Origin of the sequence: Streptomyces sp. NPDC050147, assembly GCF_040660195.1 — a bacterium.
Taxonomy (GTDB): domain Bacteria; phylum Actinomycetota; class Actinomycetes; order Streptomycetales; family Streptomycetaceae; genus Streptomyces.
Window position 1 is genome coordinate 90104 of the sequence record NZ_JBFALJ010000020.1, and the last position, 20544, is coordinate 110647.

Sequence of the window (20544 nt, forward strand, 5' to 3'; positions counted from 1 at the left end):
TGATCCCCGATCCCTGACCCGCAGACCCGAAGGGTTCACCGCCATGCCAGAGACATCCCCATTCGCGAGCCGCAGAGGACTGCTCTTCGGAGCCGCCGCCCTGTCGACCGGTGCCCTCATCACGGGGTGCACCAGCAACGAGCCCAAGTCCTCCGACGATGGCGCCTCGGACAGCAAGGATCAGCCGGTCGCCGACGACAAGCCCGGCAAGAAGGTCACCATCGGCTTCGCGGGCCCGCAGGCCGACCACGGCTGGCTCAACGCGATCAACGACAACGCCGAGGAGCGGGCGAAGAAGTACTCGGACGTGACGCTTGAGTCCACCGAGGGCTCGAACGACACCGCCGCCCAGATCGGCCAGGTCGAGACGCTGATCAACAAGAAGGTCGACGTCCTGGTGATCCTGCCGGCCGACGGCAAGGCGCTCACCCAGGTCGGCCTGAAGGCCATGCGGGCAGGCATACCCGTCGTCAACCTCGACCGGGTCTTCGCCTCGCCGCAGGCCTACCGCTGCTGGATCGGCGGCGACAACTACGGCATGGGCCTCAGCGCCGGCCACTACATCGGCGAGAAGCTCAAGGACAAGAAGAACGCCAAGGTCGTCGAACTCGCCGGTCTCGACAACCTCGAACTGACCAAGCAGCGCTCGAAGGGCTTCGACGACGCCCTGAAGAACTACTCGAACATCGAGAAGGTGGCCCGGCAGGCCGCCGAGTTCACCGTCGAGTCGGGACAGCAGAAGATGTCCCAACTCCTCCAGGCCCAGAAGAACTTCGACGCCCTGTGGAACCACGACGACGACCAGGGCGTGGGCGCCCTGCGTGCCATCAAGCAGGCGGGCCGCGACGACTTCCTGATGGTCGGCGGCGCGGGCGCGCTCTCCGCCTTCCAGGCCATCGAGTCCGACAACAGCGTGCTCAAGGCCACCGTCCTCTACCCGCCGTCGATGGCCGCCTCGGCCATCGACCTGGCCCGCGCACTGGGCCAGAGCAAGGGCGTCAGCGGGATGGCGGAGTTCGAGATCCCGGCCTTCATCACGCTCTACTCGGCCGTGGTCGACAAGGAGAACATCAGCACGTACATGTCCACCGGCTTCAAGTGATGCGCGCGTCCGCACCCCCCACCGAGCGTTTACGAGGAGGAGTACCGCATGCGTGAGACGGAACACGAGGCCGGGACGGGTAAGCGGCTGTTGGGGGTGGGCATGGTCGGATACGCCTTCATGGGCGCCGCCCACTCCCAGGGCTGGCGCACCGTCGGACGCGTCTTCGACCTGCCGGTGCAGCCGGTCCTCTCGGCGGTCTGCGGACGCGACGCCGTCGCCGTGCGCGCCGCGGCGGACCGCCTCGGGTGGGCGGCGGCGGAGACCGACTGGCGCGCTCTCGTGGCCCGTGACGACATCGATCTCATCGACATCTGCACTCCTGGCGACAGCCATGCGGAGATCGCCATCGCCGCGCTCGACGCGGGCAAGCACGTGCTGTGCGAGAAGCCCCTCGCGAACACCGTCGAGGAGGCCGAGGCGATGGTCGAAGCCGCCGAGCGGGCCCGTGCCCGGGGGCAGGTGGCGATGGTCGGGTTCAACTATCGCCGGGTCCCGGCTCTCGCGCTCGCCCGGCAGATGGTCGCCGAGGGGCGGCTCGGCACGCTGCGGCACGTCCGGCTCACGTACCTCCAGGACTGGCTGGTCGACCCCGGCTTCCCGCTCACCTGGCGGCTGCGCAAGGACCGCGCGGGTTCGGGCGCGCTCGGCGACCTGGGCGCGCACATCGTGGACCTCGCGCAGTATCTGGTGGGGGAGCCGGTGGCGGGCGTCTCGGCGCTGACGGAGACCTTCGTACGGGAGCGCCCGCTGCTCGACGGGGCGTCGAGCGGGCTCACGGCGGAAGGAGGCACGGCGAGGGGCCAGGTGACGGTGGACGACGCGGCGGTCTTCACCGGCCGCTTCCCGTCGGGCGCCCTCGCCTCCTTCGAGGCGACCCGCTTCGCGGCGGGCCGCAAGAACGCCCTGAAGCTCGAACTGAACGGCTCCGAAGGGTCGTTGGCCTTCGACCTGGAGCGCCTGAACGAGCTCTCCTTCCACGATCACACGGAGCCCGCCGCGTCGTCCGGCTTCCGTCGCATCCTGGTGACCGAGCCCGCCCATCCGTACCTGGAGGCCTGGTGGCCGCCGGGGCACGGCCTCGGCTACGAGCACACGTTCGTGCACCAGGCCCGCGACCTGCTGCACGCCGTCGCCACGGGTGACCAGCCCGAACCGTCCTTCGCCGCCGGCCTCTCGGTGCAGCGGGTGCTCGCCGCGGTGGAGGAGAGCGCGGCGAAGAACTCGGTCTACACCCCCGTAGCTTCCACCCCCGTCACGGTCTGAGGAGGCCTCTTCATGCCCCGCGACTTCACGCTCTTCACCGGCCAGTGGGCCGACCTGCCGCTGGAGGAGGTCTGCCGCCTGGCCCGCGACTTCGGCTACGACGGTCTCGAACTCGCCTGCTGGGGAGACCACTTCGAGGTCGACAAGGCGCTGAGCGACAGTTCCTACCTGGACTCGCGCCGTCAGCTCCTGGACAAGTACGGCCTCAAGTGCTGGGCCGTCTCCAACCACCTGGTCGGCCAGGCCGTCTGTGACGCGATCATCGACGAGCGGCATCAGGCGATCCTGCCCGCCCGCATCTGGGGCGACGGCGACGCGGAAGGAGTACGGCAGCGGGCCGCCCGCGAGATGGAGGACACGGCACGCGCGGCGGCCGCCTTCGGCGTCGACACGGTCGTCGGCTTCACGGGATCGGCGATCTGGCATCTGGTGGCGATGTTCCCGCCCGCGCCGGAATCGATGATCGAGCGGGGCTACGACGACTTCGCCGAGCGCTGGAACCCGATCCTCGACGTCTTCGACGTACAGGGCGTGCGCTTCGCCCACGAGGTGCATCCCTCGGAGATCGCCTACGACTACTGGACGACGCACCGCGCCCTGGAGGCGGTCGGCCACCGCACCGCCTTCGGCCTGAACTTCGACCCGTCGCACTTCGTGTGGCAGGACCTGGACCCGGTCGGATTCCTCTACGACTTCCGGGACCGCATCTACCACGTCGACTGCAAGGAGGCCAGGCGTCGCCTGGACGGCCGCAACGGCCGCCTGGGCTCGCACCTCCCGTGGGGCGATCCGCGCCGCGGCTGGGACTTCGTCTCGGCGGGCCACGGGGACGTTCCCTGGGAGGACGTGTTCCGGATGCTGCGCTCGATCGCGTACGAGGGCCCGATCTCGGTCGAGTGGGAGGACGCCGGAATGGACCGCCTCCAGGGGGCGCCCGAGGCGCTGAAGCACCTGAAGGCGTTCGACTTCGAGCCGCCGACGGCGTCGTTCGACGCGGCGTTCGGCGGGAACTGAGTCGCAACGAGCGGCAGTCGCACGGAGCCACTTTGTCCTGGGCAAGGAAAAAGCCGAACTTCATTGCTGTGCAAGGGCTTTCCGTCCAAGACAAACGTGGCTACCGTCGCTGATGTGTACAGGACATGAACCTTTCCCGGGGTGACGGCGCACCCCGGCGCCCAGCGCCTCCTAGCACCACACCCGCGTACGACCGTCCCCCTTCCGGAGGAACCCCGTGCACAGGAAACGCCTCAGACTCCGTAACACCCGCAGCCTCCGCAAAACCCTCGCGCTCTTCACCGGCACACTGCTGGCCGGTGCCACCCTCAGCCTCACCGCTCCCACCGCGAACGCCGCCGACCCGGAGGCCGTCCGCGCCGCCCAGGAGCAGGCCGCCAAGACCGCGGCGGCCCCGGTGGCCGAAGACTTCCAGCAAGTCACCCTCGCCAAGGGCGAGCCCGAGACGGGCGAGCCCATGACCCTCGCCGTCCTGCCCGACCGCTCGGTCCTGCACACCTCCCGCGACGGAACGCTGCGCCTCACGGACGCCGCGGGCAACACCAAGATCGCGGGCAAGATACCGGTCTACACGCACGACGAAGAGGGCCTCCAAGGCGTCGGCCTCGACCCGAAGTTCAGCGAGAACCGCGCGATCTACCTCTACTACGCGCCCCCGCTCGACACCCCGGCGGGCGACGCCCCGGAGACCGGCACGGCCGAGGACTTCAAGAAGTTCGACGGCGTCAACCGCCTCTCCCGCTTCATCCTGAAGACCGACGGCACCCTCGACAACGCCAGCGAGAAGAAGGTCCTCGACGTCCCCGCGAGCCGCGGCATCTGCTGCCACGTCGGCGGCGACATCGACTTCGACAAGGACGGCAACCTCTACCTGTCGACGGGTGACGACTCCAACCCCTTCGCCTCGGACGGCTTCACGCCCATCGACGAGCGCGCGGACCGCAACCCCGCCTTCGACGCCCGCCGCGGCGCCGGCAACACCAACGACCTGCGCGGCAAGATCCTGCGCATCAAGGTCGCCGACGACGGCTCGTACACCGTCCCGGACGGCAACCTCTTCGCGCCGGGCACCGACAAGACCCGTCCCGAGATCTACGCGATGGGCTTCCGCAACCCCTTCCGCATGAGCGTCGACAAGCCCACCGGCACGGTCTACGTCGGCGACTACGGCCCCGACGCGGGTGCCGCCGACCCCAAGCGCGGCCCCGCAGGACAGGTCGAGTTCGCCCGCGTGACCAAGCCGGGCAACTTCGGCTGGCCGTACTGCACCGGCAAGAACGACGCGTACATCGACTACGACTTCGCCACGCAGACCTCGGGCGCCGCCTTCGACTGCGCCGCGCCGAAGAACGATTCCCGGTACAACACCGGCCTGACCGAGCTGCCGGCCGCGCAGGAAGCCTGGATTCCGTACGACGGCGGCTCCGTCCCCGAGTTCGGCTCCGGCTCCGAGTCCCCGATGGCAGGCCCCGTCTACCGCTATGACGCGGCGAACACCTCCCCGGTGAAGTTCCCGGAGGCGTACGACGGCGACTTCTTCGCCGGAGAGTTCGGACGGCGCTGGATCAAGCGCATCGAGCACGGCGCGGACGGAACGGTCCAGTCCATCAACCCGTTCCCGTGGACAGGCACGCAGATCATGGACATGGAGTTCGGCCCCGACGGCGCGCTGTACGTCCTCGACTACGGCACCGCCTGGTTCGGCGGCGACGAGAACTCCGGTCTCTTCCGCATCGAGAACGCCACGGACGGCCACTCCCCGGTCGTCGAGGCGAGCGCCTCCGTGACCAGCGGCCAGGCCCCGCTCAAGACCAGGTTCACCGCGAAGGCCACGGATGCCGACGGCGGCACGCTGACCTATGCGTGGGACTTCGGTGACGGCGGCAAGTCGACCCAGCAGAACCCCTCGTACACGTACAAGAAGAACGGCGTCTACACCGCGACCGTGACCGTCAAGGACTCCACCGGGCGCACCGGCTCGGCCAGCGCGCACATCACCGTCGGCAACACCGCGCCCCAGGTGACCCTGGAACTCCCCGGCGACGGGCAGCTGTTCACCTTCGGCGACAAGGTGCCGTTCAAGGTGAAGGTGACCGACAAGGAAGACGGTCCGATCGACTGCTCGAAGGTCAAGGTCACCCACATCCTCGGCCATGACAGCCACGGCCACCCGGTCACCTCGGCCAACGGCTGCGAAGGCACCCTCCAGACGTCCGCCGACGGCGAGCACGACCCGAACGCCAACATCTTCGGGGTCTTCGACGCCGAGTACACCGACAAGGGCGCGAACGGCCAGCCCGCGCTGACCACCCACGACCAGAACGTCGTCCAGCCCAAGCACCGTCAGGGCGAGCACTACAACGACTCCAAGGGTGTCTCCGTGGTGAACCACACCCCGGCGCACGGCGGCAAGACGGTCGGCGAGATCAACAACGGCGACTGGATCTCCTTCAAGCCCTACATCCTGGCCAACGCCACCAAGCTGACCGCACGCGTCGCCTCGGACGGTGCCGGCGGCACGCTGGAGGTCCGCAGCGGATCGGCCAAGGGCAAGCTCCTGGGCAAGGCCAAGGTCGCCCCGACCGGTGGATGGGAGACGTACGCGGATGTGAGCACCACCATCAGCAAGGCGCCCAAGAACACGACGACGCTGTACCTGGTCTTCAAGGGCAAGGGCTCCGGAGCCTTGTACGAGGTCGACGACTTCACCTTCACCACGCGCTGAGGAAGGGGTCACCATGCGCGCATCCGCACGGATCGCCACCGCGTCAGCCGCGGCCGCTCTGCTCATCGGCTGCGTATCGGGCCCCGCGGCCTCCGAGCCCGACGGCAAGCACGAGGGTGAGAAGGTCCTGGTCTTCTCGAAGACCGCGGGCTTCCGTCACGACTCGATCCCCGACGGCATCGCGGCCATCAAGGAGCTCGGCGCGGCGAACGGCTTCGCCGTCGACGCCACCGAGGACGCCAAAGCCTTCACGGCCAAGAACCTCGCGCGGTACGACGCCGTGATCTGGCTCTCCACGACCGGCGACGTCCTCGACGCCAAGCAGCAGAGCGCGTTCGAGGGCTACATCAAGAGGGGCGGCGGGTACGTGGGCGTGCACGCCGCCGCCGACACCGAGTACGACTGGCCCTTCTACGGCGGACTCGCGGGGGCGTACTTCCAGTCGCACCCCGCGATCCAGCCCGCGAAGGTCCATGTCGAGGACCACGGGCACCCGTCCACGGCACATCTGCCGGGGATCTGGGACCGGACCGACGAGTGGTACAACTACCGCTCCAATCCCCGGGACCGCGCCCATGTCCTCGCCTCGCTCGACGAGTCGTCCTACACGGGCGGCTCGATGTCCGGCGACCATCCCATCGCCTGGTGCCAGGATTACCAGGGCGGCCGCTCCTTCTACACGGGCAGCGGCCACACCAAGGAGTCGTTCACCGATCCCGCGTTCCGCACCCATCTGCTCGGCGGAATCCGCTGGGCGGCGGGCGCGGTGCAGGCCGACTGCCGCCCGGAGAAGGGCTACACGCCCCTCTTCGACGGCACGGCCAAGTCCCTGGAGGCGTGGAAGCAGGCGGGCCCCGGTTCCTTCGAGCTGAACGAGAAGGACGGGACCCTGACGACCGTCGGTGGCATGGGCATGCTCTGGTACGGGGCGAAGGAGCTCGGCTCCTACTCCCTCAAGCTGGACTGGCGCATGGACGGCGACGACAACTCCGGGATCTTCGTGGGCTTTCCGGCCTCCGACGACCCCTGGTCGGCCGTGAACAACGGCTATGAGATCCAGATCGACGCCACCGACGTCCCGGAGAAGACCACGGGCTCCGTCTACGGCTTCAAGTCCGCCGACCTGAAGAAGCGCGACAAGGCGCTGAACCCGTCGGGGGAGTGGAACACGTACGAACTCCGGGTCGAGGGCGAACGCCTTCGGATCTATCTCAACGGAGTGAAGATCAACGACTTCACCAACACGGATCCGGCGAGGAGCCTGAAGAACGGTCACATCGGCATCCAGAACCACGGTGCCGACGACCAGGTCTCCTTCCGCGACATCCGGGTGAAGGACCTGCCGGCCCGCGCGACGTCCGGCGTGGGCCGCTAGACGGCGGCGGGCGGAGGACGCCGGACCTCCGCCCGCCGTCTCATCTCCGTCCGCCGTCTCATCTCCCCCGCGCGTTCGGCGCGTGTACGACAGGAGGCAGCCATGTCCAACTCTTCCTCTACTGGTTCTTCTGGTTCACCCGGGTCCTCGGGTGGCGGGCCGACCGGGGTGTGGCTGATCGGGGCGCGTGGTTCGGTCGCCACGACGGCTGTCGCGGGGTGCGCGGCCGTGGCGGCCGGACTGCACCCGCCGACCGGCATGATCACCGAGACCCCGCCGTTCGCGGACTGTGGTCTGCCAACGTTGTCGTCGCTCGTCTTCGGCGGCCACGACACGGTGGAGTGCCCGCTGCCCAAGCGGGCGGAGCAGCTCGCCGCCGGGGGCGTGCTTCCGTACGGCGTCCCCTCGGCGGTCGGCGCCGAACTGGCCGCGGCGGACACCGAGATCCGCATGGGCGGGCCGCGCCACGGGGATCTCGACACCAGGACGGACGACGAACTGATCGAGTCCTTCGCCGCCGACCTCCGCGATTTCGTACGCCGCCGGGGGCTCGCCCGCGCGGTCGTGGTGAACGTGGCGTCGACGGAACCGGTGCCGGCCGAGGGCGAGGAGAGGCTGCCCGCCAGCTCTCTCTACGCGGCGGCGGCGCTGCGGGCGGGCTGCCCGTACGTGAACTTCACCCCGTCGGCGGGCCTGCACCACCCCGCGCTCGCTTCTGTGGCGGCCTCGTCCGGGCTGCCTTACGCGGGCCGGGACGGCAAGACGGGCCAGACGCTGTTGCGCTCCGTCCTCGGCCCGATGTTCGCCCAGCGTGCGCTGGCCGTCCGCGCATGGTCCGGCACGAACCTCCTGGGCGGCGGTGACGGCGCCGCCCTCGCGGACCCGGCCGCGGCCGCGGCGAAGAACGCGGGCAAGGAACGGGTGCTCGCCGACACGTTGGGCTCCACCCCGGAGGGCGAGGTCCACATCGACGACGTCCCGTCGCTCGGCGACTGGAAGACCGCCTGGGACCACATCGCGTTCGACGGTTTCCTCGGCGCGCGGATGGTCCTGCAGACGACCTGGCAGGGCTGCGACTCGGCCCTGGCGGCGCCGCTGATCCTGGACCTGGCGCGCTTGACCGCCCGAGCCCACGAGAGGGGCCTGTCCGGTCCCCTCGGCCAACTGGGCTTCTACTTCAAGGATCCGGACGACGGTTCCTCATCGGCGCTGGCCGAGCAGTACGAGGCGCTCGTGGGCTTCGCGTCGCGGCTGCGGGGGGTGAGTGCGTGAAGGGCGCCGGCCCTGAGACCACCGGCGGCGGTACTCCTGTGGGGGCGGGCCGCGACTGGGCCGAACTGCTGCGCGTCTCCGCCCTGTTCACCGTCCCGGGCGACGCCTTGGCCGGTGCGGCGGCGACAGGCCTTGCCCCCAACCGCCGTACTCTCCTGGCCATCGCCGCCTCGCTCTCCCTCTACGAAGCGGGCATGGCCCTCAACGACTGGGCGGACCGGGAGGAGGACGCGGTCGAACGCCCTCACCGCCCGCTGCCGTCCGGCCGCATCGCTCCACCGGTCGCCTTCGGTGCGGCGGTGGCTCTGACGGCAGGGGGCCTCGCACTCGCCGCCGCCGCGGGCCGCCCGGCTTTGACGGTGGCGGGCGCCTTGGCGGCCACGGTATGGGCCTACGACCTGGGCCTGAAACACACTCCGGCAGGCCCGGCCGCCATGGCAGCGGCTCGCTCCCTCGACGTGTTGCTGGGGGCGGCGGCTACTTCGGGGTTGTCGGTGGGGGCGAGGCCGGGGGCGTTGGTGGGGGCGAGGCCGGGGGCGTCGGTGGAGGTGATGCAGGCGTCGTCGGCGAGGACGATGACGGCGTCGTCGGTGGGGGTGGTGCCGGGGTCGTCGGTGGGGGTGATGCCGGGGTCGTCGGTGGGGGTGATGCCGGGGTCGTCGGCGGGGGCGATGCAGGCGTCGTCGGTGGGGGTGATGCCGGGGTCGTCGGTGGGGGCGATGCAGGCGTCGTCGGTGGGGGTGATGCCGGGGTCGTCGGCGGGGGCGATGCAGGCGTCGTCGGTGGAGCTGCCGAGGGCTGGCCTGCGGGGTTCCGGCCCGGCTCTTCGTGCTGCCGTGCCCACCGCCCTCGTCCTTGGCGCCCACACCCTCGCGGTGACCGCGGTCTCACGCCGCGAGGCGCAGGGCGGCTCGACGGCGATACCCCTGGCCGCTCTCGCCGCGACAGCCGCGCTCACACGACTGCTGGCCCCGAGCGGTGGCGCCAGGAGCGGCCGTGGTTCCGCCGACACCGGCACGAGCGCCGGCGGCGGAACCTCGCGACTCTCGGCAAACCGCGGCGGAGCAGCCACTCGCGGTCTGCCGGGCATCACCCCGAGGGAGCCGTCACGGGGCCGCACGGTGGGGCAGGCGGTGGGCCGAGCCTGGCGCACCGGCGGCGTGACCGGCCCGGCCTCGGGGCTGACCGGCAGCGCCTCGGGGCGGTCCGGCAGGGACTGGCGGGCCGGAGCTCGCGGTGCCGTCCAGGCCGCGCTCGCCGTCACCTACGCGGCCACCGCGGCGCGGCCCCTCCTCCACGCCGCGCTCAACCCGTCACCTCAGCTCACCCAGCGGGCCGTGGGCGGCGGCATCCGAGCCATGATCCCGCTCCAGGCCGCGCTCTCAGCCCGGGCGGGCGCCCTGGTCCCAGCTCTCCTGACCGCCGCGCTGGCCCCGGCGGCGCGCAAGTTCGGCCGGAAGGTGAGCGTCACATGACAGAGACGGCGGATCGTACGAGCACGCCAGCGGCACAGGGCCCGGGACCGGGACGGGCACGGGGGCCGGCACAGGGACCGGGGCCGGCACAGGGACCGGGGCCGGCACAGGGACCGGGGCCGGCACAGGGACCGGGGCCGGCACAGGCACCGGCACAGGCACCGGCACCGGGACGGGCACAGGCACACGTACCGGCACAGGGACCGGGACGGGCACAGGCGCAGGCACCAGCACACATACCGGCACAGACACACGCACCGTCAACAGCACGCGGCCTGAGCCCGAGCCCCGCCGGGGCGGAGGCTTCTTCCCCCTTCCGCTTCGGGTACGGCACCAACGGCCTCACCGACCTCCGGCTCGACGACGCCCTCGGCCTCCTCGCCGACCTCGGCTACGCGGGCGTCGGACTCACCCTCGACCACATGCACCTCGACCCCCTCGCCCCCGACCTCGCCGCCCGCACCCGCCACGTGGCCCACCGCCTGGCACGCCTCGGCCTGACGGTGACGATCGAGACCGGCGCCCGCTATGTACTCGACCCGCGCCGCAAGCACGGTCCCTCGCTCCTGGACCCCGACCCGGACGCGCGCGCCGCCCGTGTCCGCCTGCTGATCCGGGCCGTACAGGTCGCCGCCGACCTCGGCGCCCATGCCGTGCACTGCTTCAGCGGCATCACCCCAGAAGGCACCGACGAGGACACCGCCTGGCAACGGCTCACCGAGGCACTCGGCCCCGTCCTTGACGCCGCGCTCGGCGCCGACGTGCCTCTGGCCATCGAACCCGAGCCCGGCCACCTCCTCTCCACGCTCGCCGACTTCCACCGGCTCCGTCACCGACTGGGCGATCCGGAGCCCCTGGGCCTCACCCTCGACATCGGCCACTGCCAGTGCCTCGAACCGCAGTCTCCCGCCGACTGCGTACGCGCCGCCGCCCCCTGGCTACGGCACGTCCAGATCGAGGACATGCGCCGAGGCGTCCACGAGCACCTCCCGTTCGGAGACGGCGAGATCGACTTCCCGCCCGTCCTCGAAGCCCTGGCCTCCACCGGCTATCAAGGCCTCACCGTCGTCGAACTGCCCCGCCACTCCCACGCGGGCCCTCAACTCGCCTCCCACTCCATCGAGTTCCTGCACCGGGCGGCGGCTGAAGCGGTCCGCACCCCCGCCGGTACCGCCCCAGCCAGAGGAGGAACCCCATGACCGAAGCCCCCGTCATCGACGACCTCCGCACCCGCCTCGAAGCCACTCTCGGCGGAGCCGCCCGCGCCTGGCTGGACCAGGCCACCGCCGAGGCCGCAGCCCACCGCGGGCGACCGGCACAGAGCACCACCCCCGTCTGGGAGTTGCGCTTCGCAGAGGCCGGGCGACGCTGCGGCCAGGACCACGCCGACGCCGCCCGCGTACTGCTCCTGCACGCGGCCGGAGCGACCCCGGCCACCCTCGCCCGCGTCTACGGACAAGGCACCGCGGCTGAGCGCCGCGCCGTCCTGCACGCACTGCCCCACCTGGTCCGGGGCCCGGAGGCACTGCCCCTGGTCGAGGACGCCCTGCGCACCAACGACACCCGGCTCGTCGCCGCCGCCGTCGGCCCGTACGCCGCCCGGCACCTCCCGCCGCACGACTGGCGCCACGCGGTGCTCAAGTGCCTGTTCACCGGCGTCCCCGTGGAAGCCGTCGCCGAACTGGACCGCCGAGCCACCGCCGACGCCGAGCTCGGCCGCATGCTCGGCGACTACGCAGGTGAACGCACCGCCGCAGGTCGCACCGTCCCCAGCGATCTGCACCGCGTCCTGGCCCTGACCGCCTCTACGGCCCCCTCGGCCGCAGTGGCGCCCCCGGCCCCCACGACCCCTTCCACCGGCGAGGAGCAGGAGTCCTGATGCGCATCTTCGACCCCCACATCCACATGACGTCCCGTACCACCGACGACTACCAGGCCATGTACGCCGCAGGCGTCCGCGCCGTCGTCGAGCCCGCGTTCTGGCTGGGCCAGCCCCGCACCTCACCCGCCTCCTTCTTCGACTACTTCGACTCGCTCCTCGGCTGGGAGCCCTTCCGTGCGGCCCAGTACGGCATCGCGCACCACTGCACCATCGCTCTCAACCCCAAAGAGGCGAACGACCCCCGCTGCACCCCCGTCCTTGACGAACTGCCCCGGTATCTCGTCAAGGACAACGTCGTCGCCGTCGGTGAGATCGGCTACGACTCCATGACCCCCGCCGAGGACGCCGCGCTCACCGCCCAGCTCCAGCTCGCCGCCGACCATGACCTGCCCGCGCTCGTCCACACTCCGCACCGCGACAAGCTCGCCGGCCTGCGCCGCACCCTCGACGTCGTCCGGGAATCCGCGCTGCCCCTGGAACGGGTCCTCATCGACCATCTCAACGAGACCACGGTCAAGGAGGCCAAGGACAGCGGCTGCTGGCTCGGCTTCTCCGTCTATCCCGACACCAAGATGGACGAAGGCCGGATGGTGGCCATCCTGCGCGACCACGGGCCCGAGCGGGTCTTGGTCAACTCGGCCGCCGACTGGGGCAAGAGCGACCCTCTCAAGACCCGCAAGGTCGCCGACGCCATGCTCGACTCCGGGTTCACCGAGGACGCCGTCGACCTGGTGCTGTGGCGCAACCCGGTCGCCTTCTACGGGCTCAGCGGCCGCCTCGCGCTCGACGTCACGGACACCGAAGGCACCCACGAGGGCAACTCCATCCTCCGCGGCGGGGAGTGAGACATGCGCTTCCGGCATCCCGATGGCAGCGTCGTCCACCTCGCGTACTGCACCAACGTCCACCCCGCCGAGACCCTCGACGGCGTCCTCGCGCAACTCCGCGACCACTGCGAACCCGTACGCAAACGGCTCGGCAGGGACCGTCTGGGGATCGGTCTGTGGCTGGCCAAGGACGCCGCGCGCGCCCTGGTCACCGACCCGGCGGCCCTGCGCGGCCTGCGCACCGAACTCGACCGGCGCGGCCTTGAGGTCGTCACCCTCAACGGCTTCCCCTATGAGGGGTTCGGTGCGGAAGAGGTCAAGTACCGCGTCTACAAGCCGGACTGGACCGACCCCGAGCGCCTCTCCCACACGACCGACCTGGCCCGCCTGCTGGCCGCCCTCCTCCCGGACGATGTCACCGAAGGCACCATCTCCACCCTGCCCCTCGCCTGGCGCACCCCCTTCGACACCACGCATGCCGACGCCGCCCGAACCGCACTCACCGCGCTCGCCCAACGCCTGGACGCGCTCGCCGAGCTGACCGGCAAGTCGATCCGCGTCGGCCTCGAACCGGAGCCGGGCTGCATCGTGGAGACCACGGGCGACGCGATCGCCCACCTCACCGCGATCGGCCACGACCGCATCGGTGTCTGCGTCGACACCTGTCACCTCGCCACCTCCTTCGAGGACCCGCGGACCGCGCTCGACGCGCTCGCCGCCGCGGGCATCCCCGTCGTCAAATCCCAGCTCTCCGCCGCCCTGCATGCCGAACACCCTCATCTCCCCGGAGTCCGCGAGGCCCTCGCCGCCTTCGACGAACCCCGCTTCCTGCACCAGACCCGCACCCGCACCGCAGCCGGACTGCGCGGCACCGACGACCTCGGCGAATCGCTCGCCGGTGACGCCCTGCCCGAGACGGCGCCCTGGCGCGCCCACTTCCACGTCCCCCTGCACGCGGCCCCCGCGCCGCCCCTCACCTCCACACTCCCCGTACTCAAGGAAACCCTCGCCCACCTGGTCGGCGGGCCGGGCCCCCGCACCCGCCACCTCGAGGTCGAGACCTACACCTGGCAGGCGCTGCCGCCCGCACTGCGCCCCCGCTCCCGCCCCCAGCTCGCCGACGGCATCGCCGCCGAACTCACCCTCGCCCGCGATCTCCTGACGGACCTCGGCCTGAAGGAACTCCCATGAGCCCCACACCCCTCCTCGTCCTGGACGTCGTCGGCCTCACCCCCCGTCTCCTCGACCACATGCCGCGTCTCAAGTCACTGGGCCAGTCCGGCTCCCGGGCCCCTCTCGGCACGGTCCTGCCCGCCGTCACCTGTGCCGCCCAGTCCACCTTCCTCACCGGCACCACCCCCGCCGAACACGGCATCGTCGGCAACGGCTGGTACTTCCGCGAACTCGGCGACGTACTCCTGTGGCGGCAGCACAACGGCCTCGTCGCCGGGGACAAGCTGTGGGACGCCGCCCGCCGCGCCCACCCCGGCTACACCGTCGCCAATATCTGCTGGTGGTACGCCATGGGCGCCGACACCGACATCACCATCACCCCCCGCCCCGTCTACTACGCCGACGGCCGCAAGGAACCCGACTGCTACACCCGGCCCCCGGCCCTGCACGACGAACTCACCGAAAAATTCGGCACGTTCCCCCTGTTTCACTTCTGGGGCCCCGGCGCCGACATCGTCTCCAGCCGCTGGATCGTGAACGCCACGCGCCACATCCTCAGCACCCGCCACCCCGACCTGGCCCTGTGCTACCTCCCGCACCTCGACTACGACCTGCAGCGCTTCGGCCCCGACGACCCGCGCTCCCACCAGGCCGCCGCCGAACTCGACGCGACCATCGCCCCCCTCCTCGACGAGGCGAAGGCCGAGGGCCGCACCGTCGTCGCCCTGTCCGAGTACGGCATCACCCGCGTGGACCGCCCCGTCGACATCAACCGCGCCCTGCGCCGTGCAGGACTGCTCGAAGTGCACACCCAGGACGGCATGGAGTACCTCGACCCGATGACCTCGCGCGCCTTCGCCGTCGTGGACCACCAGATCGCCCACATCTACGTCCGCAGGCCCGAGGACCTGGAGGCCACCCGCCAGGCACTCGCCGACCTGCCCGGGATCGAGCAACTCCTCGACGACGAGGGCAAGAAGGCCAACCACCTGGACCACCCGCGCTCCGGCGAACTCGTCGCCGTCGCGGAGCCGGACGCCTGGTTCACGTACTACTACTGGCTCGACGACGACCGCGCGCCCGACTTCGCGCAGCTCGTCGAGATCCACCGCAAACCCGGCTACGACCCCGTCGAGCTCTTCATGGATCCCGAGGACCCCTACGTCCGCGTCAAGGCCGCGTCCGCGCTGGCCCGCAAGAAGCTCGGCATGCGCTATCGCATGGCGGTCGTGCCCCTCGACCCGTCACCTATTCGAGGCAGCCACGGCCGCCTTCCCACGAGCGACGACGACGGTCCGCTCATCATCAGCTCCACCCCCCATGCGCTTCCCGACAGGATCGCGGCCACCGCCGTGAAATCCCTCCTCCTGGACCTGGCCGGACTGGGCTGAGACACACCTCGCCCCACCACCAGCCCGATCAGGAGCCGTTACAGAGAGTGAAGCATGCGTCACTGACAACGCGCCAGTGGCACGCATCCGCCCGCACGTCGAAGAGCCCAAGAGAGGCACCCGTGACCGACTTCCACGACACTCCCGCCGACGAGGCCCTCAGACAGCGTCTCGGCCTCAACCGCCGCCGTTTCCTCAGCACGTGCACCGCCGTCGCCGCGGGCGGGATCGCCGCGCCCGTGTTCGGCGCGGCACCGTCCTTCGCCCAGTCGCAGACAGAGCGCGGCCACGGCCACGGCCGCGAACTGGTGCCCGCGAAGAAGCGCGGCATCATCCTCTACACGGTGCGTGACGCGACCGGCCGCGACCCGCTCGCCACCACCCTGCCCTCGGGATTCCGCGAGGTGTTCAAGGAGCTGGCCCGCTACGGGTACAAGCAGGTCGAGTTCGCCGGCTACGGCCAGCATGCCAACGCCCCCGGCGGTGCCACCCTGGAGTCCGTCGCGGGCGCCAAGCTGCTGCGCTCCTGGCTCGACGAGTACGGCTTGCGCGCCCAGGGCAACCACGGCTTCATCCCGGGGTCATGGCCGCTCTCGCAGCCCGACCTCGACACGTTCAAGAAGCACCTGGAGATCGCCAACATCCTCGGCATGGACCACATGGGCACCGGTGGAGACCCCACCAACAGCTCGTACAAGGCCGATTGGGACGTCGCCGCCGACAAGTGGAACGCCATGGGCGACATAGCGCGCAAGGCCGGCATCAAGCTCTACACCCACAATCACGACGCCGCGTACGGCTTCCTGCTCGACGGCGGTCCGCTCGACGCACAGGGCCGTCCGACCCGCAGCTCCGGCATCCGCAGGCTGGAGTACTTCCTCAAGGCCACTGATCCGAGGTCCGTCTGGCTGGAGATGGACATCTACTGGGCGCACGTCGCGCAGTACAAGTTCCACACGTACACCGCGCACGACGGCTCCCAGCGCAAGAAGGTCTTCGACCCGGCAGCGCTCGTCAGCCGCAACAACAAGCGCTACCCGCTGTTCCACGCCAAGGACGGCACCCGCAACGACACGAGCGGTCAGGGCTACGACATGGTGGCCTTCGGCGAAGGCGTCATCGACTACCGCACCTTCTTCAGCCGTGTCGGCGAGAAGAACTACCACAACCCCATGGTCGAGCAGGACAACGCGCCCAGCGGCACCGATCCCGGTCAGTCCCTGAAGCTCGCGAAGATCGGCTACGACAACCTGGCGGCTCTCCGCAAGAAGCGCTGACGAGAAACGCCTGAGCGCCCGCACAAACAGCTCTCGCCGCGCGACTTCCGCGCGGCGAGAGCTGATTGAGGTCGGGGGTCAGGCAGTCAGGCCATCTCCTCACCGAGGGGTTGCGGATTGGGTTTGATGCCTTTGTCCTTGGGCCTTCCCGGTTGGGTGAGGAACAGTGCGATGAACCCCGCGAACAGGGATATGGACCCGGCCAAGGTGAATGCTCCGGTGTGGCCCCAGTTGCTCACCACCACGGCGCCCATTCCGGAGCCGAGCAGCCCGGACACCAGCTTGGAGCTGTAGACGAGGCCGTAGTTGGAGGCGTTGTTGTTCTCACCGAAGTAGTCCGCCGTCATCGCCGCGAACATCGGGAAGATGGCGCCGCCTCCGAAGCCGGAGATGCTGGAGAAGACGAGGAACAGCGGGAGGTTCTCGATGTTCGCGGACCACAGGATGCCGTACTGCGAAAGGCCGAGGACGATACAGACGAAGATCAGGCAGCGTTTGCGTCCGTAGAGGTCCGAGAGCCAGCCGATGACGCCTCGTCCCGTGCCGTTGACGATGGCCTTCAAGGACATGGCCGTGGCGACGATTCCACCGGCGAATCCGGCTTCCTTTCCGATGTCCACCTGGAACGCGATGCCGAAGATGTTCACGCCCGACGTACACAGCAGGCAGAACCACATCAACGAGACCCGGCCGGTCTGCCACGCCTCCCTGGGCGTGTACTGCCGCACGGCGGGCGGGTTCATCGTCATCGCGCGCCTGGCCCGCGGGTCGGTCGGCGGTCGCAGCGGGTCCACGTCGGCCGGCCACCAGTTCTTCGGCGGGTCCTGGAAGAAGTAACCCGCCACGGCGACCATCGCCGCCAGGAAGATGCCGACGCTCACGAGTACCCAGCGGAAGTTCGTCAGGTCCATGTAGCCGGTGAAGATGAACACGAACGGCACCGAGCCGTAGGCGAATCCGCCGTTGACGAATCCGGTCTTTCCCCCCTTGCGTTCGGGATACCACTTTCCGACCATGTTCACGCAGGTCGCGTACACCATGCCTGCGCCCATACCGCTGAACATGCCGAAGCCGATATAGGCGACTATGACATGTGGCGCGAACGCCAGTGACACATAGCCCAGCAGTGTGCCCACCGCACCGCACATCATCGCCCAGCGGGCCGGAAGCTTCCCGCTCTCACGCAGTTTTCCCGCCGGGAAGGCCACTGCGGCCTGGAAGAAGACCCAGACCCCCAGCATCCAGAAGATGTGGGTGTCACCCCAGGCATGCGCGGTGTGCAGGGTGTCCTCGGCAGAGGCGAATGCGTACTCGGCCGAGCTGATGCCCATCATGCCGATCCACGGCAGGATGACCATCCACTTGCGTTTACGACCCATGATGTCGATGTCGGTCTCGCCGACCCGGTACATCCGGCCGTTGGCGTCCGTCACCTCCCTGTACGGGACGGCTGTGGGTATGTCAGTTGTCGTCATCTTGGTTCAGCACCCCTCGCGTCGAAAAGATCCTGGCCAGCGCCCCCTGTCCAATTCCTTTCGTGTGCGCACGGGTCCCGGGGCCGGCCGGCGCGCACCGCCGCCCGGCCCCAACACCGGTCACCTCATCGACCGCCCCCCAACAGACCGGCCGCTCGGGCCCACCGGTACTTCGCGCCGAGCGCGGCGACCGGCTTCTCCGTGGTGTACGGATAGGCCACGACGCCCCGCTCGAAGAGGTACTGGCAGGCCTCCTCCACCTCGACGTCGCCCGCCAGGGATGCCACGACGGGCTTCTCGATGCCGCGCTCACGGAACTCCGCGATCACGCGAGCCGTCAGTTCGGCGAAGACCATGGGAGGGGTGACGATGGTGTGCCAGTAGCCCAGGACGAGCGCGTGAATGCGCGGGTCCTCCATGCCGAGCCTGATCGTCGCCTCGTACGTCGACGGAGGCTCGCCCCCGGTGATGTCGATGGGGTTTCCCGCCGCCCCGAAGGGCGGGATGAAGGTCCGGAAGGACGCGTCCAGGTCGTCGGGGATCTCCATCAGCCGCAGCCCGTTGTCGGTCACCGCGTCGGAGAGCAGCACCCCGGAGCCGCCGGCACCCGTGATGATCACGATGTTGTCGCCCTGCGGGGTGGGAAGCACGGGCAATGCGCGCGCGTACTCCAGCATTTCGTTGAGGCCAGGAGCCCTGATGACGCCAGCCTGCCTGAGGATGTCGTCGTACACGGCGTCGTCGCCCGCCAGGGCGCCCGTGTGCGATCCGGCGGCCTTCGCCCCGGCGGCCGTACGCCCGGCCTTCAGGACCACGACCGGCTTCTTCGGAACGGTCGCCCGCGCGGCCTCCACGAAGGCGCGGCCGTCCTTGAGATCCTCCAAGTGCATGGCGATGCACTTGGTGTTGGGGTCCTCGCCGAACCACGTGAGGAGATCGTCCTCGTCCAGGTCGGACTTGTTGCCGAGTCCGACGATGGCCGAAACGCCCGTCTTCGTAGTGCGCGCGAAGCCGAGGATGGCCATCCCGATGCCACCGGACTGACTCGTCAGGGCGACCCCGCCCTTGACGTCGTACGGCGTGCAGAACGTGGCGCACAGGTTTTGCCACGTCGAGTAGTAGCCGTAGATGTTCGGGCCGAGCAGCCGCACCCCGTGCCGCTCGCCGATCTCCACGATCTCGTCCTGGAGGGCCACTTCGCCGGTCTCGGCGAACCCCGAGGGGATCAGGACCGCGTTGGGGACGCCCTTGCGGCCCACCTCCTCCAAGGCCGACGCCACGAACTTTGCGGGGATCGCGAAGACCGCCACATCCACCTCACCGGGAACGTCCGTGACACTCTTGTACGCCTTGCGGCCCAAGATGTCATCGGCCTTGGGGTTCACCGGATGAATCTCGCCGGAGAAGCCGCCGTCGATGAGGTTGCGCATCACCGAGTTGCCGATCTTGCCCTGTTCGTTGGACGCGCCGATCACGGCGACGGAGCGGGGCTCCATCAGCCGCCGCATCGACGTGAGCATCTCCTCGCGCGTGTAGGTACGGCGCTGTTTCGTGGCCCCCTCGGAGAGGATGACGCGGATGTCCGCGGCGATGGCACCCTCCGGAGTGGCGATCACCGGGTTGAGGTCCACCTCGGCGATCTCCGGGAACTCGGTGACCAGTCGGGACACCCGGCGTATCTGCTCGGCGAGGGCCCGCCGGTCCACCGCGGGCGCTCCCCGCACACCGCGCAGGATCTCGGCGGCGCGGATGGAGTCGAGCATCGAGGCGGCCTCGTCGGCGTCGACCGGCGCGAGCCGGAACGTGACGTCCTTGAGGACCTCGACGAGCACGCCGCCGAGCCCGAAGGCGACCACCTTCCCGAACGTCGGGTCGGTCACCGCCCCGACGATCACTTCCAGGCCGGAGGGCAGCAACTCCTGCACCTGCACGCCCTCGATGCGGGCCTTCGGCGCGTACGCACGCGCGTTCTCGACGATTTCGCAGAAGGCGGCCCGTACGTCGGTGGCGCCCTCCACTCCGACGATGACCCCGCCCGCATCGGTCTTGTGCAGGATGTCCGGGGAGACGATCTTCATGACGACGGGCCCTTCGAAGCGGGCCGCGTGCGCGACCGCCTCCTCCACGTCCGTCGCCAGCTCCTCGCCCGGTACGGCGATCCCGTACGCGTCCGCGAGGATCTTGCCCTCCGGCGCCGTCAGCGAGGTCCGTCCCTCGGCCCGCACGGTGTCGAGGAGCGCCCGCACCGTCTGTGCGCGGTCCTCGGCCTGTGCGCGGTCTTCGGCCATCA

15 protein-coding genes are annotated in these 20544 nt (G+C 70.0%); 13 read left to right on the forward strand and 2 right to left on the reverse strand.

The annotated features are described in order from the left end of the window. Positions 1-43: 43 nt before the first annotated feature. The 13 genes from AB0I94_RS27645 to AB0I94_RS27705 all read left to right on the forward strand — a co-directional run bounded on the left by AB0I94_RS27645 (position 44) and on the right by AB0I94_RS27705 (position 16779). Complete coding sequence (locus AB0I94_RS27645; RefSeq protein ID WP_363312391.1) at positions 44-1102, forward strand: substrate-binding domain-containing protein; 1059 nt, start codon at positions 44-46, stop codon at positions 1100-1102. 48 nt (positions 1103-1150) lie between these two features. Continuing rightward, positions 1151-2368: a Gfo/Idh/MocA family oxidoreductase gene (locus AB0I94_RS27650; protein ID WP_363312392.1), complete on the forward strand. Its 1218-nt coding sequence runs from the start codon at positions 1151-1153 to the stop codon at positions 2366-2368. 12 nt (positions 2369-2380) lie between these two features. Beyond that, positions 2381-3382 carry a sugar phosphate isomerase/epimerase family protein gene (locus tag AB0I94_RS27655; protein ID WP_363312393.1) on the forward strand — a complete coding sequence of 334 codons (1002 nt, stop codon included), beginning with the start codon at positions 2381-2383 and terminating at the stop codon, positions 3380-3382. A gap of 217 nt (positions 3383-3599) precedes the next feature. Next, positions 3600-6107, forward strand: a complete 2508-nt coding sequence (locus AB0I94_RS27660; protein ID WP_363312394.1) for a PQQ-dependent sugar dehydrogenase — start codon at positions 3600-3602, stop codon at positions 6105-6107. Positions 6108-6120: 13 nt separating this feature from the next. Next, a complete protein-coding gene (locus AB0I94_RS27665) occupies positions 6121-7482 on the forward strand; it encodes a ThuA domain-containing protein (protein WP_363312395.1) in 1362 nt (453 codons plus the stop codon). Between the two features lie 102 nt (positions 7483-7584). Beyond that, positions 7585-8754: an inositol-3-phosphate synthase gene (locus AB0I94_RS27670; RefSeq protein WP_363312396.1), complete on the forward strand. Its 1170-nt coding sequence runs from the start codon at positions 7585-7587 to the stop codon at positions 8752-8754. Then, entirely contained in the window at positions 8751-10229 is a 1479-nt protein-coding gene (locus AB0I94_RS27675) for a UbiA family prenyltransferase (protein WP_363312397.1), read from the forward strand. The genes AB0I94_RS27670 and AB0I94_RS27675 overlap by 4 nt, the downstream gene beginning before the upstream one ends. A gap of 275 nt (positions 10230-10504) precedes the next feature. Then, complete coding sequence (locus AB0I94_RS27680) at positions 10505-11428, forward strand: sugar phosphate isomerase/epimerase family protein (RefSeq protein WP_363312466.1); 924 nt, start codon at positions 10505-10507, stop codon at positions 11426-11428. Then, positions 11425-12108 (forward strand): EboA domain-containing protein, encoded by a 684-nt coding sequence (locus AB0I94_RS27685; RefSeq protein WP_363312398.1) that lies wholly within the window; start codon positions 11425-11427, stop codon positions 12106-12108. The genes AB0I94_RS27680 and AB0I94_RS27685 overlap by 4 nt, the downstream gene beginning before the upstream one ends. Continuing rightward, on the forward strand, positions 12108-12956 hold the full coding sequence (locus tag AB0I94_RS27690) for a TatD family hydrolase (protein ID WP_363312399.1): 849 nt from the start codon (positions 12108-12110) through the stop codon (positions 12954-12956). Before AB0I94_RS27685 ends, AB0I94_RS27690 begins: the two co-directional genes overlap by 1 nt. Before the next feature lie 3 nt (positions 12957-12959). Further along, positions 12960-14129: a metabolite traffic protein EboE gene (gene eboE / locus AB0I94_RS27695; RefSeq protein ID WP_363312400.1), complete on the forward strand. Its 1170-nt coding sequence runs from the start codon at positions 12960-12962 to the stop codon at positions 14127-14129. Further along, the gene (locus tag AB0I94_RS27700; RefSeq protein WP_363312401.1) at positions 14126-15502 is read left to right on the forward strand and encodes a nucleotide pyrophosphatase/phosphodiesterase family protein; all 1377 of its coding nucleotides are present in this window, start codon (positions 14126-14128) and stop codon (positions 15500-15502) included. The genes eboE and AB0I94_RS27700 overlap by 4 nt, the downstream gene beginning before the upstream one ends. Positions 15503-15624: 122 nt before the next feature. After that, positions 15625-16779 carry a sugar phosphate isomerase/epimerase family protein gene (locus tag AB0I94_RS27705; protein ID WP_363312402.1) on the forward strand — a complete coding sequence of 385 codons (1155 nt, stop codon included), beginning with the start codon at positions 15625-15627 and terminating at the stop codon, positions 16777-16779. Positions 16780-16865: 86 nt separating this feature from the next. On the opposite strand, the gene AB0I94_RS27710 is transcribed toward AB0I94_RS27705, so the two are convergent. Both AB0I94_RS27710 and AB0I94_RS27715 read right to left on the reverse strand, forming a co-directional pair. Then, a complete protein-coding gene (locus tag AB0I94_RS27710) occupies positions 16866-18254 on the reverse strand; it encodes an OFA family MFS transporter (protein ID WP_363312403.1) in 1389 nt (462 codons plus the stop codon). A 125-nt stretch (positions 18255-18379) separates the two neighbouring features. Beyond that, the gene (locus AB0I94_RS27715; protein WP_363312404.1) at positions 18380-20542 is read right to left on the reverse strand and encodes an acetate--CoA ligase family protein; all 2163 of its coding nucleotides are present in this window, start codon (positions 20540-20542) and stop codon (positions 18380-18382) included. Positions 20543-20544: the final 2 nt, after the last annotated feature.